Below are 16909 nucleotides of genomic sequence, written 5' to 3'. Positions count from 1 at the left end.
GCTGGATACCTCGAATCGTGGGGTGGCCCGCTGGGTGGAGGTATCGGGTGACGCTCCGGTGGTCGCTGGATACCTCGAATGGCGGGGAGGCCCGCTGGGTGGAGGTATCGGGTGGCGCTGAGGGGCGCCGGGTACCTCCATCTGCGGGCAGACGAGGAATGCGGTGGGCACAAGAGAGATGCGGGGGCGGACGAGGAAGCTGAGGCGGCTCAGCGTTCGTCGACCATGAGGTCGATCGTGTAGTCCTCGGCCCGGTAGCAGTGGTCGCCGAACTCGACGGCGTTGCCGGAGGCGTCGAAGGCCATCCGGGTCATCGTGAGCAGCGGCATCGTGCCGCGGATGCGCAGCTCCTTGCGCTCGTGCGGGCGGGGCATCCGGGCGCCGATGCTCTGCCGGGCGACGACGGGTCGGACGCCGCGGGCCCGGAGGGCGGCGTAGAGGCCGGTCCGCTCCAGCTCCTCGCGTCCGATGTCGGAGTAGGCCGGGGGCAGCCAGTTCTGCATGAGCGCGAGCGGGAGGTCGCCGGCGAAGCGGACCCGCAGCACCGACAGCAGCGGTGTGTCCGCGGCGAGGTCGAGGGCCGTCGCGGCCCGCTCGTCCTCGACGATCTCGTGCTCGAGGACGTCGGTGCGGGGTTCGCGACCGTCGCGCTTGAGGTCGTCGTAGAGGCTCGTCAGCTCGAACCGGCGATGGATCTTGCGGTTCGCGACGTGGGTGCCGAGGCCGCGCCGCCGGATGAGCAGCCCCTGGTCGACCATCTCCTGGATCGCCCGGCGGACCGTCGGCCGCGACAGCTGGAGCCGCTCCCCGAGCGCCACCTCGTTCTCGAAGGGATCGCCGGGCTGCAGGGTGCCATCGGCGATGGCGCTGCTGAGTTGGGCTGCGAGCTGGTGATAGAGGGGCACCGGCGAGGCACGGTCGATGCTCACCGCCACCAGCTTTGCTGACATGGACAGAGGATACGCCATCGAGAGACGACGTCGCGACGTAACAATGTAAGGACAAACTGTTGACAGACTGAGAGACCGACAGGCAGAGTGGTTCGCACACGCCGGACGTACCCACGGACACCGGCGCTCACCAGCGGAGACGACGTCGAAGGAGCCCACTCAGGATGCGGATCGGACTGGCCGGCGCGGGTCGGATCGGAGCCTTCCACGCACGGACCCTTCGGGGTCTCGAGGGGCTCGACGAGGTCGTCATCGCCGACGCGGAGACCGGGCGGGCGCGCGAGGTCGCCGACGAGCTGGGCATCGGGCACGCGGACGACGTCGCGCAGCTGCTCACGGGCGGCATCGACGGCCTCGTCATCGCGACCTCCACGCCCGGGCACGCGCCCCTTCTGCGCGCCTGCCTCGCGGCGGGCGTCCCGGCCTTCTGCGAGAAGCCGGTGGCCGCCTCGCTCGAGGAGACGATCGAGCTCGCCGCGCTCGAGGCGGCCTCCGCCACCCCCGTCCAGGTCGGCTTCCAGCGCCGCTTCGACGCCGGCTACCGGCGCGCTCGGGCAGCGGTCGCATCCGGCGAGCTGGGCTTCCTCTTCGAGATCCGCGCCAACACCCACGACCAGTCGCCCCCACCGGCCGCGTTCATCGCGACGAGCGGCGGCATCTTCCGCGACTGCAGCGTCCACGACTTCGACATCATCCGCTTCGTGACGGGCCGCGAGATCGCGAGCGTCTACGCGACGGGCGCCAACAAGGGTGCCCCCTACTTCACGGAGGCCGGCGACGTCGACACGGGAGCCGCCCTGCTCACCCTCGACGACGACACCCTCGCCCTCGTCTCCGCGACGCGCTACAGCGGCGCCGGTCACGACGTCCGGATGGAGGTCATGGGCGAGAAGGGCACCCTCGGCGTCGGCTTCGACGACTCGCTCGCCGTCCGGTCGGCCGAGAGCGGCGTCGACTTCCCCAAGGGCCCGCAGAAGTGGTCCTTCATGGAGCGGTTCGAGCGCGCGTATGCCGCCGAGCTCGCCGGGTTCCTCGACGTCGCTGCCGGCCGCGCACCGAGCCCGTGCACCGTCGCCGACGCACTCCAGGCCTTCCGGGTCGCCGAGGCGTGCGAGCTGTCGCGCGCGGGGCGCCGGGTCGTCGACCTCACCGAGATCAAGGGAGCATGAGCATGTCCAGCAGAGTCGCCGACCGCATCGCCGCGGCCCCCATCTCCTGGGGGGTATGCGAGGTGCCTGGCTGGGGGTACCAGCTGACACCCGACACCGTCCTCCGTGAGATGCGCGAGCTCGGCCTCGCCGCAACGGAGTTCGGTCCGGACGGGTTCCTTCCGGACGCGCCGGAGGACAAGGCCGAGACCCTCGCGGCATACGGGCTCAAGGCGGTCGGGCAGTTCGTCCCCGTCGTCCTCCACGACGCGGCGACGGACCCGGTGCCCACCGTCGAGGCCGCGATGGCGGGACTCGTCGCCGCCGGGGCGAGCACGGTCATCATCGCCGCGGCGACCGGTGCCGACGGCTACGACGACCGGCCGGTCCTCGACGACGAGGGCTGGACGACCCTGCTCACCAACCTCGACCGGATCGAGGCGGCCGCCGCGGCGCACGGGCTGACGGCGACCCTCCACCCGCACGTCGGCACGATGGTCGAGACGGGCGAGGAGACCGACCGGGTCCTGCGGGGAAGCACGATCGGCCTCTGCCTCGACACCGGCCACCTCCTCATCGGCGGCGGCGACCCCGTCGAGGTCGCCCGCACCCACCCCGAGCGCATCGCCCACGTCCACCTCAAGGACGTCCGCCTCGACCTCGCCCGGCGGGTCCAGGCCGGCGACCTCGGCTACACCGAGGGGGTGGCCGAGGGCATGTACGTGCCCCTCGGGGCCGGAGACGTCGACGTCGCTGCCATCGTCGGGTCGCTCGAGCGTCACGGGTATGCCGGGTGGTACGTCCTGGAGCAGGACACCATCCTCGCCGCGGATCCCGCGACGGTGCCGGGCGCAGCGGACCCGGCCGACGACGTCCGAGCCTCGGTCGCGCACCTGCTCTCGCTCGACCCCGCCGTCGCCGGACGGGCGGTCTGAGCCATGACGCACGATCTCGTCTCCATGGGCCGGACCGGCGTCGACATCTATCCGCTCGACCACGGCGTCGGTCTCGAGGACGTCCGGACGTTCGAGAAGTTCCTCGGTGGGTCGGCGACCAACGTCGCCGTCGCGACGGCCCGCTACGGCCACACGGCCGCCCTCATCACCCGGGTCGGCCGCGACGCCTTCGGGCGCTACGTCCGTCAGGAGGCGGAGCGGCTCGGCGTCGACCCCGCATACATCACGGCCATCGAGGGCGACGGCCCGCCGACGCCCGTGACCTTCTGCGAGGTCTTCCCGCCCGACGACTTCCCGCTCTACTTCTATCGCTACCCCATCGCCCCGGACCTGTTGATCGAGGCGGCGGACCTGCCGGTGGAGGAGATCCGCGCGGCGCGCGTCTACTGGTCGACGGTGACGGGCCTGTCCCAGGAGCCGAGCCGCACGGCCCACTTCGCCGCGTGGGAGGCCCGCGGGCGCCGGACCCACACCGTCCTCGACCTCGACTACCGGCCGATGTTCTGGGCCCATCCCGACGAGGCGAGCGAGCAGGTGGGGAAGGCGTTGGAGCACGTGACCGTCGCCGTCGGCAACCGCGAGGAGTGCGAGGTGGCCGTCGGCGAGACCGACCCGCAGCGGGCCGCCGACGCCCTCCTCGAGCGCGGGCTCGACCTCGCGATCGTCAAGCAGGGGCCCAAGGGCGTCCTCGCCGCGAGCCGTGACGAGCGGGTCGAGGTGCCGCCCTTCCCCGTCGAGGTCGTCAACGGGCTCGGCGCGGGCGACGCGTTCGGCGGCGCCCTCGTCCACGGGCTCATCGAGGGCTGGGACCTGCGTCGCATCCTCGAGTTCGCTAACGTCGCGGGGGCCATCGTCGCCTCGCGTCTGGAGTGCTCGACGGCGATGCCCACGACGGGCGAGGTCGAGTCCGCCCTCGCCTCCCGCCAGACCGACGCCGAGGGAGCACGCTGATGGACCTCGCCAAGATCACCGAGATCCGCGCCCGGGAGCCGGGCCGCATCGCCGAGGCGTGGGCCACCAGGTCGCGCCGACCGCTCCTCGGGACCGACGGGCGCCTGCTCATCGTCGCCGCCGACCATCCCGCCCGGGGCGCGCTCGGGGTGCGGCAGGACGGGACGGCCATGGCGAGCCGCAGCGCCCTCCTCGAGCATCTCGCCACCGCGCTCTCCCGTCCCGGTGTCGACGGGGTCCTCGGCACGGCCGACATCCTCGACGACCTCCTCCTCATGGGCGCGCTCGACAACAAGGTCGTCATCGGGTCGATGAACCGCGGCGGTCTCCAGGGCGCCGCCTTCGAGCTCGACGACCGGTTCACCGGCTACACGCCCGAGGCGATCGCCGCGCAGGGCCTCGAGGGCGGCAAGACGCTCACCCGGGTATGCCTTGAGGACCCCGGCACCGTCGCGACGCTCACCGCGACGGCCGACGCCGTGACCGCCCTCGCGGAGCGCGGGCTGATGGCGATGGTCGAGCCGTTCCTCTCGGTCCGTGAGAACGGCCGGGTGCGCAACCTGCTCGACCCGGACAGCACGATCAAGTCGATCCACATCGCGAGCGGTCTCGGCGCGAGCAGCGCGTACACGTGGCTCAAGCTCCCCGTCGTCGACGAGCTGGACCGCGTCATGGACGCGACGACGATGCCGACGCTGCTCCTCGGAGGCGACCCCCAGGGCGACCCCGACGACACGTATGCCTCGTGGGGGCGGGCCCTCGAGCTGCCGGCCGTCCGCGGACTCGTCGTCGGGCGGGCGCTGCTCTACCCGCCGGACAGCGATGTCGCGGCAGCGGTCGACGTCGCGGCCGAGCTCGTCCACGGGGTCGGGTCGCAGGGGGCCGGGCCCGGGGGAGCCGCCCGATGACCGAATGGGTCCTTCCGCTCGGCACCGCCGCCGACGGGCCGTGGCAGGTGGCCATCGACGACCGCCAGGACGGCTGGACGCACACGGGCCTCTACGTCGCGACGCTCGAGCCCGGGGCCGCGGCCGACCTCGACCTCGGCGACCGGGAGGCCGTCGTCGTGCCCCTGTCCGGAGGGGCCGTCGTCACGGCCCGCACGCCGGACGGCGAGTCCCACGAGGTGCGCCTCGGGGGACGCGAGGGCGTCTTCGCCGGACCGACGGACGTCGTCTACGTACCCCGGGGAAGCACGCTGACGGTGTCCGCGGCGGCCGACACCGCGAGCCGGACGGCGGTCGCCACGGCGCTCGCGACGAAGTCCGAGACCGTCCGGTCGTTCCGGTACCTGGCGGTCGACGAGGTGCCGGTCGAGCTGCGCGGCGCGGGCATCGCCTCGAGGGAGGTGCGCAACTTCGGGGTTCCCTCAGTCCTCGACGCCGACTCGATCATCGCCTGCGAGGTCGTCACCCCCGCCGGCAACTGGTCGTCCTACCCGCCGCACAAGCACGACGTGGAGCGTGCTGGCGAGGAGACCGAGCTGGAGGAGATCTACTACTTCGAGGTCGCCGCGGAAGCCGGCGCCGCCGTCCCGGACGGTGCGGATCCCGTGGCATACCAACGGGTCTACGGCAGCGACGAGCGGCCGATCGACGTGCTCGCCGAGGTCCGCGGCGGCGACGTCGTCCTCGTCCCCCACGGGTGGCACGGCCCGGCCATGGCGCCACCCGGATACGACCTCTACTACCTCAACGTCATGGCCGGCCCCGGGACGAACCGGGCCTGGCTCATCACCGACGACCCGGCCCACGCGTGGGTGCGCTCCACGTGGCCGGACCAGGCCGTCGACCCCCGACTGCCGATGGGAGGCACACGATGACCGACACCGTCCGACTCACGGTGGCGCAGGCGACGATCCGGTTCCTCGCGGCCCAGTGGTCCGAGCGCGACGGGCAGCGGCAGCGGCTGTTCGCCGGCGCGTTCGGGATCTTCGGGCACGGCAACGTCGCGGGCATCGGGCAGGCGCTGCTCCAGCAGGAGGTCGAGGAGGGCGGCCACGCCGAGCTGCCCTACGTCCTCGCCCGCAACGAGCAGGCCATGGTCCACACGAGCGTGGCCTATGCCAGGCAGAAGGACCGGCTCCAGACGTGGGTGTGCACGGCCTCCGTCGGCCCCGGCTCGACGAACATGCTGACCGGCGCCGCGCTCGCGACGATCAACCGGCTGCCCGTCCTCCTCCTGCCATCCGGGACGTTCGCGACACGGGCCTCCGCGCCGGTCCTCCAGGAGCTCGAGCTGCCGTATGCGGGAGACGTCACCGTCAACGACGCGTTCCGGCCGCTGTCGCGCTACTTCGACCGGATCGACCGGCCCGAGCAGCTCCCCTCGGCGCTCCTCGCGGCGATGCGGATCCTCACCGACCCCGTCGAGACGGGCGCGGTGACGGTCGCGCTGCCCCAGGACGTCCAGGCGGAGGCCTTCGACTGGCCCGTCGAGTTCTTCGCCGAGCGCACGTGGCACGTCGCGCGCCAGCCCGCCGAAGCCTCCCGGATCGCTGCCGCCGCGGAGATCATCCGCTCGGCACGCGCACCCTTCGTCGTCGCCGGCGGAGGTGTCCACTACTCCGGCGCCGAGGCCGCGCTCCGCGAGCTCGTCGACGCGACAGGCATCCCCGTCGGTGAGAGCCAGGCGGGCAAGGGGTCATTGACCCACGGGCACCCCCGGCTCATGGGCGCCGTCGGGTCGACGGGGACGACGGCCGCCAACGCCCTCGCGCGGGAGGCCGATGTCGTCATCGGCATCGGCACCCGCTACCAGGACTTCACGACGGCGTCGCGAACGGTCTTCCAGAACCCGTCCGTCCGCTTCGTCAACCTCAACGTCGCCTCCTTCGACGCCGGCAAGCACTCCGGTCTCATGGTCCTCGGCGACGCCCGGGAGTCGATCACCGCGCTCGCCGAGGCCCTCACGGGGTATGCCGTCCCCGACGACTACACGAGGGAGCAGGCCCGGCTCTGGGCGGCCTGGGACGCGCAGGTCGAGGCGGCTCACCACCCGCCGACGGAGGTCACCGACGCCCTCGAGGACGGACTGCTCACCCAGGGCACGGTCCTCGGCGCCGTCAACGAGCTGACCGACCCCCGCGACGTCGTCCTCTGCGCGGCCGGCTCCATGCCGGGCGACCTCCACAAGCTGTGGCGGGTCCGCGACCGCCGGGCCTACCACGTCGAGTACGGCTACTCATGCATGGGCTACGAGGTGCCCGCCGCCTTCGGCATCAGGCTCGCCGACCCGTCGCGGGACGTGTTCGCGATGGTCGGCGACGGCGGCTACCTCATGATGCCGACCGAGCTGGTCACTGCCGTCCAGGAGCACGTCAAGGTCGTCGTCGTCCTCGTCCAGAACCACGGCTTCCACTCCATCGGCTCGCTGTCGGAGTCGCTCGGCAGCCAGCGGTTCGGGACGAGGTACCGGTACCGCACCGACGACGGCACCCTCGACGGGGCGTTCCTGCCCGTTGACCTCGCCGCCAACGCCCGCAGCCTCGGCGCCCACGTCGTCGAGGTCCGCTCCGCCGACGAGCTGAAGGTCGCCATCGCGCAGGCGAAGGCGTGGCCCGACGACGGCGGGCCGTTCGTCATCCACGTCGAGACCGACCCGTTCGTCTTCGCACCCGACAGCGACGCGTGGTGGGACGTCCCGGTCAGCCAGGTATCCACCCTCGACACCACCCAGGAGGCCTATGCGACGTATGCCGCCCACAAGGCGACCCAGCGTCCGTTCCTCACCCCGACGGAGGCATCGACCGACTGAACGCCTCTCCCTCCCAGCCCACGACACCGCATACGAAACCGACTGGAACCGACGGATACCGGAGACCCTGCGCACCGCACACCACAACCGCAAACACCGCCTCGACGAAGCGGTGGATGTTTGAAAGGCAGGACCAGATGAACCGCACCACCCGCACCTTCGGCGTGATCGCCGCCGCCGCTGCCCTCTCCCTGGCGGCGTGCAGCTCGTCGGGAGGCAAGAAGGCCACCGACTCCGCGGCCGGCGCAGCCGGCAAGGCGAACACCCCGCGGATGACGATCGCGATGATCACCCACGCCCAGGCGGGCGACACCTTCTGGGACATCATCCGCAAGGGCGCCTCGATGGCCGCGAGCAAGGACAACGTCGACCTGCAGTACTCGGCCGACGACGACCCGGCCAAGCAGGCCCAGCTCATCCAGGCGGCCATCGACAAGAAGGTCGACGGCATCGCGGTCACCGACCCGAACACCGGCGCGCTCGGCGCGACGATCAAGAAGGCCGTCGCGTCCGGCATCCCCGTCACGATGTTCAACGCGGGGGAGAAGGACGCGATCGGTCTCGGCGCCCTCGGCTACTTCGGGCAGGACGAGACCCAGGCCGGTGAGGCCGCCGGCGCCAAGCTGAAGGCCGCCGGCGCCAAGCACGTCCTCTGCGTCATCCAGGACCAGGGCCAGTCCCAGCTCGAGGCGCGCTGCGACGGCGTCACCAAGGGCCTCGGCACGAAGGTCGAGCGGCTCTACGTCAACGGCGCGGACAACTCCGACGTGACGACGAAGATCAACGCCGCGCTCACCCAGAACAGCGCGATCGACTGGGTCATGACCCTCGGCGCACCCTTCGCCCTCGACGCCGTCAAGGCCCTCCCGAACGGCAGCACGGCGAAGATCGCGACGTTCGACACGAACGCCGACCTCGTCAACGCCATCAAGTCCGGCAAGGTCCAGTGGGCCGTCGACCAGCAGCCCTACCTGCAGGGCTACCTCGCGGTCGACAGCCTGTGGCTGTACAAGACGAACGGCAACACCATCGGCGGCGGCGCCCCGACGGCGACCGGCCCGGCGTTCATCGACCAGTCGAACATCGCCAAGGTCGCCGAGTTCGCCGCGAACGGGACGAGGTGACCTGACGTGACTGCGACCACCGTCACCGCGCGTGACGAGCGTGTCGCGACTCGCTCCCGGGCGGCTCTGTTCCTGAGCCGCCCGGAGGTGGGGGCCCTCATCGGGGCCATCGCGATCGCGATCCTGTTCCTGGCCGTGGCCCCGGCGTTCCGCAAGGTGGAGAACATCGGGACGATCCTCTACGGCTCCTCGACGATCGGCCTGATGGCCGTGACCGTCGCCCTGCTCATGATCGGTGGCGAGTTCGACCTGTCCGCCGGTGTCGGCGTCACGACCTCGGGGCTGACCGCGGCGCTGACGGCCTGGAACTTCGGGCTCAACGTGTGGGTCGGGGTGCTCATCGCGCTCATCGTGTCGTTGGCGATCGGGGCCTTCAACGGGTGGCTGCTGCACATCACCGGGCTGCCGAGCTTCCTGGTGACCCTCGGCACGTTCTTCGTCCTCCAAGGGGTCAACCTCGCGGTGACCAGGATCGTGACCGGGGGCGTGACGAGCAACGACATCACCGACATGTCCGGGTGGACCTCGGCGCAGCACGTCTTCGCCGCGAGCTTCACGATCGGCAAGGTCGAGCTGAACATCACGATCTTCTACTGGATCCTGCTGACGATCATCGGCGGGTTCCTGCTGCTGCGGACCCGGGTCGGGAACTGGATCTTCGCCGTCGGCGGCGACTCCAGCGCGGCCCGCGCCGTCGGCGTGCCCGTCGTCGCGACGAAGATCGGCCTGTTCATGGCGGTCGGGTTCTCCTGCTGGCTGACCGGCATGCACATGCTGTTCAACTACAACAACGTGCAGTCCGGCCAGGGCGTCGGCAACGAGTTCATCTACATCATCGCGGCCGTCATCGGCGGGTGCCTGCTGACCGGCGGCTACGGCTCGGTCGTCGGCGCGAGCATCGGTGCGCTCATCTTCGGCATGACCCAGCTCGGCATCACGTATGCCGGTTGGAACCCCGACTGGTTCAAGACCTTCCTCGGCGTCATGCTGCTGCTGGCCACCCTCGTCAACATGTACGTCAAGAAGAAGGCGGATGCCCGATGAGCACGGCAACGGCAGAGCGCACCGGCTCGCACACGACCTCCGACGAGGCCCTCCTCGAGCTGGACAACATCGGCAAGAGCTACGGCAACGTCCACGCCCTGCGTGGGGTCAACATCCACGTCCGACAGGGCGAGGTGACCTGCGTCCTCGGTGACAACGGCGCGGGCAAGTCGACGCTGATCAAGATCATCGCCGGCCTGCACGACTACACCGAGGGCACGATGAAGATCAACGGCATCGTGCGCCGGTTCGGGTCCCCCCGGGCCGCGCAGGCCGCCGGCATCGCCACGGTCTACCAGGACCTGGCCCTCGCGCCGCTCATGTCGGTGTGGCGGAACTTCTTCCTCGGCAACGAGATCCGGCGCGGTCTCGGGCTCGACATCGAGAAGATGAAGCAGATCTGCGACGCCGAGCTGACGAAGATGGGCATCGCGATCCCCGACCTCGACCGGCCCGTCGGCGGACTGTCCGGCGGGCAGCGTCAGTGCATCGCCATCGCCCGGGCGATCTACTTCGGGGCCCGCGTCATCATCCTCGACGAGCCGACCGCCGCCCTCGGCGTCAAGCAGTCCGGGGTCGTCCTGAAGTACATCGTCGCGGCCCGGGACGCGGGCCTCGGGGTCATCTTCATCACCCACAACCCGCACCACGCGTTCCTCGTGGGCAACCACTTCATCATCCTCAAGCTCGGACGGGTCGTCCTCGACGCCCACCGCGACGAGCTGACCCTCGACCAGCTGACGGCCGAGATGGCCGGCGGCCAGGAGCTGGAGGAGCTCTCCCACGAGCTGCGCGGCGTCGACGTCGACAAGGTCGTCGACGTCAAGCAGGGAGAGCGCGTCCACGTCGTCGCGCCGAGCCTCGACCAGGAGGAGCTCTCCGAGGTGCGGTCCGAGGAAGCCGAGGAGGAGAAGTAGATGCCGGGCCAGGACCTGCGGGTCGGGATCATCGGGGTCGGCGTCATGGGCGGTGACCACGCCGACCGTCTCGCACGGCGGATCGGCGGGGCACGCCTCGTCGCCGTCGCCGACCCCGACGAGGCGAGGGCGCGGGCGCTCGCCGCGCGCCACGACGGGGTGCGCGCCGTCGCCGACCCGCTCGCCCTCGTCGCGGACGAGGAGGTCGACGCGGTCATCGTCGCCTCGCCCGGATTCGTCCACGAGGAGCAGGTCCTGGCCTGCATCGCCCACAGCAAGCCGACGCTGTGCGAGAAGCCGCTGACGATGGACAGCGCGTCGTCGTTGCGGGTCGTCGAGGCCGAGCGCGACGCGGGCCGCCCGCTCGTCCAGGTCGGCTTCATGCGCCGCTTCGACCCGCAGTACGCCGAGCTGCGGCAGCTGCTCGCGTCCGGCAGGCTCGGGAGGACGCTGCTGCTGCACAACACGCACCGCAACAAGAGCGTGCCGAACGCCGACTTCCGCAGCGAGATGATCGTCCGGGACTCGCTCGTCCACGAGGTCGACGTGGCCCGCTTCATGTTCGGTGAGGAGATCGTCGCGATCCAGGTGCTCTCACCCGCCCCGACCTCGCACGCTCTCGACGGAGTCGTCGACCCGCAGGTGGCGGTCTTCACGATGGCGGGCGGCGGCCTCGTGACCAACGAGGTCTTCGTCAACTGCCAGGTCGGCTACGAGGTCCGGTGCGAGGCGGTCGCCGAGCGGGGCAGCGCCATCGCCGGGCGGCCCCAGACCGGTCTCTATGCGACGTCCGTCGGCGAGTCTGCGGGTGCGCCGGGCAGCTGGGGCGGCGCCGTCGACCCGGACTACACCGTCCGCTTCGGGCTCGCGTACGACCGCGAGGTGCAGGCCTGGGTCGACGCCGCCCGCCGCGGCGAGGTCGTCGGGGCGACGTCGTGGGACGGCTTCGCCGCGACGGCCGTCTGCACCGCCGGTATGCAGTCCCTCGCCACCGGCGAACGCGTCGCCGTCGACCTCGCGGACCGGGAGGTCGTGCTCGGCGTCGGAGCGCGGGCCGCCCAGCCGATCCCCTGACCCTCCGGCGATCGCCGACCCGCCGTCAGGCCACGCGACCGCCGCACACGAGAACATCGCATACCAGAACGTCGCACACCCCGAAGGTTGTCGAGAACCCCATGAAGGAGCAGCACCGATGAGCACGCCGACCCGGATCACCCACCTCGTGGCCGGCCGCCCCTGGGAGGGGACGGCCGAGCGGACCAGCCCCGTCTACAACCCGGCGACGGGCGAGCAGACGGGCGTCCTCGACCTCGCCTCCGCCGCGACCGTCGGCGAGGTCATCGACGTCGCCAAGCGCGCCTGGGCGCAGGAGTGGGGGCAGCTCTCCCTCGCCAGGCGGACCCAGGTCCTCTTCGCCTTCCGCGAGCTGCTCAACGCCCGCAAGGAGGAGATCGCCGCGCTCATCACCGCCGAGCACGGCAAGGTTCTCTCCGACGCTCTCGGCGAGGTGACGCGCGGCCTCGAGGTCGCCGAGTTCGCCTGCGGCATACCGCTTCTGCTCAAGGGCGGCTTCACCGAGAACGCCTCGACGAAGATCGACGTCTACTCGATCCGGCAGAGCCTCGGGGTCGTCGCCGTCATCTCGCCGTTCAACTTCCCCGCGATGGTTCCCCTGTGGTTCGTCCCGGTCGCCATCGCCTGCGGCAATGCCGTCGTCATCAAGCCGAGCGAGAAGGACCCGTCCGCCGTCAACGCGGTCGCCCGGCTGTGGACGGAGGCGGGGCTGCCCGACGGCGTCCTGTCCGTCGTCCACGGCGACAAGGAGGCCGTCGACGCTCTGCTGACCCACCCGGACGTCAAGGCCGTGTCCTTCGTCGGCTCGACCCCGATCGCCAGGTACGTCTACGAGACCGGCACCGCCCACGGCAAGCGGGTGCAGGCCCTCGGCGGCGCGAAGAACCACATGCTCGTCCTCCCCGACGCCGACCTCGACCTCGCCGCCGACGCCGCCGTCAACGCGGGCTTCGGCTCCGCGGGGGAGCGGTGCATGGCGATCTCGGCGCTCGTCGCCGTCGAGCCGATCGGGGACGAGCTCGTCGCCAAGATCGTCGACCGGATGGGCAAGCTGCGCACCGGCGACGGGACGCGCGACAGCGACATGGGGCCCCTGGTGACCAGGCAGCATCGCGACAAGGTGGCCTCCTACCTCGACGCGGGGACCGAGGCCGGCGCGACGCTCGTCGTCGACGGCCGCGCCGGCGAGTTCGACGCCGACGGGGACGGCTTCTTCCTCGCCCCGACGCTCTTCGACAACGTCTTGCCGAACATGTCGATCTACACGGACGAGATCTTCGGCCCGGTGCTGTCGGTCCTGCGCGTCAAGTCCTACGACGAGGGGCTCGAGCTCATCAACGCCAACCCCTACGGCAACGGCACGGCGATCTTCACGAACGACGGCGGCGCCGCGCGACGCTTCCAGAGCGAGGTCGAGGTCGGCATGGTCGGCGTCAACGTGCCGATCCCCGTGCCCGTGTCCTACTACTCCTTCGGCGGGTGGAAGAACAGCCTCTTCGGCGACACGCACGCCCACGGCATCGAGGGCGTCCACTTCTTTACCCGCGGCAAGGTCGTCACGTCCCGCTGGCTCGACCCGAGCCACGGCGGGCTCAACCTCGGCTTCCCGCAGAACGACTGATGACGGACGCCACGGCCGGGGCGGACTCCCGCCCCGGCCCCTTCACCCTGTCCGCGTCGGCGGAGATGCTCTTCACCGACCGGCCGATGGTCGAGCGGATCCGCCGCATCCACGACGCGGGCTTCGCCGTCGAGATCTGGGACTGGCGCCGGCATGACCTGGCGGGCCTCGAGAGCCTCGCCGCCGACGGCGTCGTCTTCACCTCGATGACGGGCTACACGGAGGGCACCCTCGCCGACCCGGACGGGGCCGCCATGCTGCTGCGGACGGCGGAGCAGTCCATCGCCGTCGCCCGGCGCATCGGGGCGTGGGCGCTCAACCTCCACGGCACCGGGCTCGACGGGAGCGGGCTGCCCGTCGTCCCCGTCGACCCGGAGGTCGGGGTGACCGAGCAGATGTGGGCCACGGCACGGCATACCCTCCGACGGCTCGCGGACCTCGCGGAGCGGCACGACGTCGTCTACGTCCTGGAGAACCTCAACACCGCCGTCGACCACCCGGGCACCCCCTTCGCGCGGGCTGCCGACACCCTCGACCTCGTCCGCGGCGTCGGCTCGGACCACCTCCGGCTCAACCTCGACCTCTACCACGCCCAGATCGGCGAGGGGAACCTCATCGCGCTGTGCCGGGAGGCGCTCCCGTGGATCGGCGAGATCCAGGTCGCCGACGTGCCGGGCCGCTGCGAGCCCGGGACCGGCGAGATCTCGTATGCCGGGATCGCGCGGGCCCTCGCGGCGATGGGGTATGCGGGGGTCGTCGGCCTCGAGGCGTTCGCGTCGAGCGACCCCGACCTCGCCCTGTCCCGGTTCCGCGAGGCGTTCACCCGCTGACCCTCGTCTCCGGGCCCGCGGCCCGTTCACCTGTTCCGTATTCCCCCCGCCCCCTTGCCAGCTTTATCGGGTGACCCCGGAACACTGAGCCTCACCCGACTTCCGTTGTCGGGTGAGGCTCAGTGTTGTCGGGTGACCCGATAAAGCTGCTCTCCTGGCCGATCCGGCGGTGTGGCCTCGACCGTCCGGGTGGCGACCTCGTCGCGGGGCGGCATGATTCCCCCATGGCGGGGCAGCGGCGGGTCGACGACGTCCTGTGGGTGCTGCGCAACGTGCGGCACTGCGCCCCCGACCCCTCGCTGCGCTCCGCGGCCGGGCTGGCCAGGGCCCTCGGCGTCCACCGCGCCCAGATCGGGCGGTGGGAGAGCGGCGAGGTGCGGCTCACGCAGCGGCACGCCTCGGCATACGAGGAGGTCCTCGCGCTGCCGCCCGGGTCGCTCGGCGCCGCGATGGAGATGCTGCGCCGGGACGTCGTGCCGACGGGCATCGACGCCGCCCTCGCTCCCATGGAGCCCGTGCCCCGCGACGACCTCGTCGACCGGGCGCTCGCGCACATCGAGCACCTCCTCGCGTCCGAGCCCTCGCGGGCCGCGGACTGGTGGGACCTCGCGGACCTCCTGTGCCGGGAGGCCCTCGTCGTCCTGCGCGACCGGGACTGGCGCGACCTGCTCGACCGTGCGTTCGGGGAGCTCGAGGTGTCCTACGGCGTGGCATACGTGCAGCGGTCGATGGCCGTCGCGCGCCTCGTCGGGCACCCCCGCGCCGGGGCGGCTCTCGTCGACCTCGCGCGGTCCGCGCTGTCGGACACGACGCGCCACGTCTACAGCGACTACGCGGCGGCGCTGCAGTACGTTCCCGGACCCGAGCCGGTCCGCCTCCTCGTCGAGCAGGTGCTGAGCCCGGTCGGCGAGGCGCCGCTGTGGGCGTCGCTGTTCGTCCTCACGACCTGCTTCCGCCATGGCCGCGGGGACGGCGAGCAGCGCGAGCTCGTCGCGCGCCAGTGCTACGACTACGTCGTCGACACGACGCTGTCCTACCGGGTCCGTCGCTGTGCGGCGGTTCTCTGCGCGACCGTCGACCCACGCCAGGCGGAGTCGATCGCCGCCTACGTCGGGCAGCTCCCCGGCGGCCGGGGAGTGGCGGAGGTCCTGCGGTTCGGTGCGGTCCTGCCCTCCCGCCAGCGACGGAGCCTCTACGCGGCCTGCAGCGAGGCGGTGCGCCGGGCGGGGCTCCCGGCCGACGACCCGGTGTTCGTCCGGCTCCTCGGGCGTGGGCTGTGGGATGCCGACTCCGACCTGCGCGGCAGCGCCCTCGCGTGCCTCATGCTCGCTCCCCAGGGCACGCCGATCGGCCGGGTCGTCGCGGACACGCTCCTGTCCGCCGTCCGCGGCGGACAGCTCCCGTTGGCCGGCGAGTGCCTCACGGTGCTCTTCTGGATCTGTCCGCGGGAGGCGTTGGATCCGCTGCTCGGCCTGTCCACCGACCCCTCGACCCCTCCCGACCTGCGGCACAACGTCATGCGCGCGGCCGTCAGCGCCCCGGTCGGCGGTGACCGCGCGGCATACCGACGGACGGTCGTCGCGGCGGTCGAGCGAGCGTATGCGGACCGGCCCGGTGACCGTGAGGCGGCGAGCGCCGCCTGCTACGCCCTGGGTGTCCGAGGCTTCCGGGAGGACCTGCTCGACCTTCGGGACGTCGCCGTCCGGGACGGAGCGACCGGCTGGCGGGCCGAGTGCGACTCGTGGCTCGCCGTGCCCGCGCACTGGTACCCCGCCGACGGCTGAGCCCCTCCGTCCCCGGCGACCCGGGCTGTTGCGCGCTCTCCCCGGCTGCGCAACAGGCGGCGTCCCGTCGTCGGTCGCCCCCCATGATGCGACTGCGGGATCGGTCCCGGGGCGGGACCACGGCCGCCGCGACAGGCCGGTGTGCAGGGCACCGGGGAAGCCGACCCACGCGATCTCGCGGCGGCGCTTGTCGCGGCGGCCGTACCGTCCGTTGCGGCCGTACCCTCCATAGCGGCTGAACTCCCCGTGGCGGCCGAACTCCCGTGGCGGTTGAACTCCCGTGGCGGTTGAACTCCCGTGGCGGCCGAACTCCCGTGGCGGCTGAACTCCCGTGGCGGCCGAACTCCCGTGGCGGACCTGTCCGAGGCGGTCGTCTCGGCTGGCCTTCCTTGTGGGGAAGCTGGTGCGAGTCGGGACTCTGGCCAGCTTCCCCACAAGCGATGGTCACGCCGCCGATGCCGATCTCGACCACGACAACCCCGCACGTGCCGAGAAGATGCGGTGCCGGGACGGGCTGGACCACGACAACCCCGCACGTGCCGAGAAGATGCGGTGCCGGGACGGGCTGGACCACGACAACCCCGCACGTGCCGAGAAGATGCTGTCCACATCGCGCATCGGCGACATCTTCTCGGCACGTGCGGGCGTCCGGCCCGGCAGGTGCGGGCCGCTGCGGACGACGTCGACGCCTTGTGGGGAAGCTGGTGCGAGTCGGGACTCTGGCCAGCTTCCCCACAAGGACGCCTGACGCCTG

15 protein-coding genes are annotated in these 16909 nt (G+C 71.6%); 14 read left to right on the top strand and 1 reads right to left on the bottom strand.

Annotated elements, in window-relative coordinates:
* Positions 1 to 209 precede the first annotated feature (209 nt).
* Positions 210 to 950 carry a GntR family transcriptional regulator gene (locus BN12_RS06765; RefSeq protein ID WP_048556070.1) on the bottom strand — a complete coding sequence of 247 codons (741 nt, stop codon included), beginning with the start codon at positions 948 to 950 and terminating at the stop codon, positions 210 to 212.
* Positions 951 to 1114: 164 nt separating this feature from the next.
* On the opposite strand from BN12_RS06765, the gene BN12_RS06760 reads away from it, so the two are divergent.
* From BN12_RS06760 to BN12_RS26050, 14 genes are all read left to right on the top strand, one after another.
* Positions 1115 to 2119, top strand: a complete 1005-nt coding sequence (locus BN12_RS06760; protein ID WP_048551129.1) for a Gfo/Idh/MocA family protein — start codon at positions 1115 to 1117, stop codon at positions 2117 to 2119.
* Between the two features lie 2 nt (positions 2120 to 2121).
* Entirely contained in the window at positions 2122 to 3033 is a 912-nt protein-coding gene (locus BN12_RS06755) for a TIM barrel protein (RefSeq protein WP_157635383.1), read from the top strand.
* Between the two features lie 3 nt (positions 3034 to 3036).
* Positions 3037 to 4005, top strand: a complete 969-nt coding sequence (iolC, locus tag BN12_RS06750; protein ID WP_048551125.1) for a 5-dehydro-2-deoxygluconokinase — start codon at positions 3037 to 3039, stop codon at positions 4003 to 4005.
* Positions 4005 to 4913, top strand: a complete 909-nt coding sequence (locus BN12_RS06745; protein ID WP_048551123.1) for a Cgl0159 family (beta/alpha)8-fold protein — start codon at positions 4005 to 4007, stop codon at positions 4911 to 4913. Before iolC ends, BN12_RS06745 begins: the two co-directional genes overlap by 1 nt.
* Positions 4910 to 5827, top strand: a complete 918-nt coding sequence (iolB, locus tag BN12_RS06740; RefSeq protein WP_048551121.1) for a 5-deoxy-glucuronate isomerase — start codon at positions 4910 to 4912, stop codon at positions 5825 to 5827. The genes BN12_RS06745 and iolB overlap by 4 nt, the downstream gene beginning before the upstream one ends.
* Positions 5824 to 7761, top strand: coding sequence for a 3D-(3,5/4)-trihydroxycyclohexane-1,2-dione acylhydrolase (decyclizing) (iolD, locus tag BN12_RS06735; RefSeq protein ID WP_048551119.1), 1938 nt, complete (start codon positions 5824 to 5826; stop codon positions 7759 to 7761). Before iolB ends, iolD begins: the two co-directional genes overlap by 4 nt.
* Before the next feature lie 137 nt (positions 7762 to 7898).
* Complete coding sequence (locus BN12_RS06730) at positions 7899 to 8885, top strand: substrate-binding domain-containing protein (RefSeq protein ID WP_048551118.1); 987 nt, start codon at positions 7899 to 7901, stop codon at positions 8883 to 8885.
* A gap of 6 nt (positions 8886 to 8891) precedes the next feature.
* Positions 8892 to 9929 (top strand): ABC transporter permease, encoded by a 1038-nt coding sequence (locus BN12_RS06725; RefSeq protein ID WP_048551116.1) that lies wholly within the window; start codon positions 8892 to 8894, stop codon positions 9927 to 9929.
* On the top strand, positions 9926 to 10846 hold the full coding sequence (locus tag BN12_RS06720) for an ATP-binding cassette domain-containing protein (RefSeq protein ID WP_048551114.1): 921 nt from the start codon (positions 9926 to 9928) through the stop codon (positions 10844 to 10846). Before BN12_RS06725 ends, BN12_RS06720 begins: the two co-directional genes overlap by 4 nt.
* Positions 10847 to 11920 (top strand): Gfo/Idh/MocA family protein, encoded by a 1074-nt coding sequence (locus BN12_RS06715; RefSeq protein ID WP_048551111.1) that lies wholly within the window; start codon positions 10847 to 10849, stop codon positions 11918 to 11920. It begins immediately after the preceding gene.
* 118 nt (positions 11921 to 12038) lie between these two features.
* Positions 12039 to 13541: a CoA-acylating methylmalonate-semialdehyde dehydrogenase gene (locus BN12_RS06710; RefSeq protein ID WP_048551109.1), complete on the top strand. Its 1503-nt coding sequence runs from the start codon at positions 12039 to 12041 to the stop codon at positions 13539 to 13541.
* Positions 13541 to 14371, top strand: coding sequence for a TIM barrel protein (locus BN12_RS06705; protein ID WP_048551107.1), 831 nt, complete (start codon positions 13541 to 13543; stop codon positions 14369 to 14371). Before BN12_RS06710 ends, BN12_RS06705 begins: the two co-directional genes overlap by 1 nt.
* 224 nt (positions 14372 to 14595) lie before the next feature.
* Positions 14596 to 16155 (top strand): helix-turn-helix domain-containing protein, encoded by a 1560-nt coding sequence (locus BN12_RS06700; RefSeq protein WP_048551106.1) that lies wholly within the window; start codon positions 14596 to 14598, stop codon positions 16153 to 16155.
* A gap of 403 nt (positions 16156 to 16558) precedes the next feature.
* Entirely contained in the window at positions 16559 to 16903 is a 345-nt protein-coding gene (locus BN12_RS26050; protein WP_157635382.1) for a hypothetical protein, read from the top strand.
* Positions 16904 to 16909 lie beyond the last annotated feature (6 nt).

It is taken from the genome of Nostocoides japonicum T1-X7 (assembly GCF_001046855.1).
Lineage (GTDB): Bacteria > Actinomycetota > Actinomycetes > Actinomycetales > Dermatophilaceae > Nostocoides > Nostocoides japonicum.
The sequence above is the reverse complement of the archived record's forward strand: the minus strand, read 5'-3'. Positions and strand labels throughout refer to the sequence as shown.

Bases quoted from the DNA above. Each gene is read 5' to 3' on its own strand.
- BN12_RS06760 (WP_048551129.1), top strand. From the start codon at position 1,115: ATGCGGATCGGACTGGCCGGCGCGGGTCGGATCGGAGCCTTCCACGCA.
- BN12_RS06765 (WP_048556070.1), bottom strand. From the start codon at position 950: ATGTCAGCAAAGCTGGTGGCGGTGAGCATCGACCGTGCCTCGCCGGTG.
- iolD (WP_048551119.1), top strand. From the start codon at position 5,824: ATGACCGACACCGTCCGACTCACGGTGGCGCAGGCGACGATCCGGTTC.
- BN12_RS06755 (WP_157635383.1), top strand. From the start codon at position 2,122: ATGTCCAGCAGAGTCGCCGACCGCATCGCCGCGGCCCCCATCTCCTGG.
- BN12_RS06720 (WP_048551114.1), top strand. From the start codon at position 9,926: ATGAGCACGGCAACGGCAGAGCGCACCGGCTCGCACACGACCTCCGAC.
- BN12_RS06715 (WP_048551111.1), top strand. From the start codon at position 10,847: ATGCCGGGCCAGGACCTGCGGGTCGGGATCATCGGGGTCGGCGTCATG.
- BN12_RS06710 (WP_048551109.1), top strand. From the start codon at position 12,039: ATGAGCACGCCGACCCGGATCACCCACCTCGTGGCCGGCCGCCCCTGG.
- iolB (WP_048551121.1), top strand. From the start codon at position 4,910: ATGACCGAATGGGTCCTTCCGCTCGGCACCGCCGCCGACGGGCCGTGG.
- BN12_RS06745 (WP_048551123.1), top strand. From the start codon at position 4,005: ATGGACCTCGCCAAGATCACCGAGATCCGCGCCCGGGAGCCGGGCCGC.
- BN12_RS06705 (WP_048551107.1), top strand. From the start codon at position 13,541: ATGACGGACGCCACGGCCGGGGCGGACTCCCGCCCCGGCCCCTTCACC.
- BN12_RS06730 (WP_048551118.1), top strand. From the start codon at position 7,899: ATGAACCGCACCACCCGCACCTTCGGCGTGATCGCCGCCGCCGCTGCC.
- iolC (WP_048551125.1), top strand. From the start codon at position 3,037: ATGACGCACGATCTCGTCTCCATGGGCCGGACCGGCGTCGACATCTAT.
- BN12_RS06700 (WP_048551106.1), top strand. From the start codon at position 14,596: ATGGCGGGGCAGCGGCGGGTCGACGACGTCCTGTGGGTGCTGCGCAAC.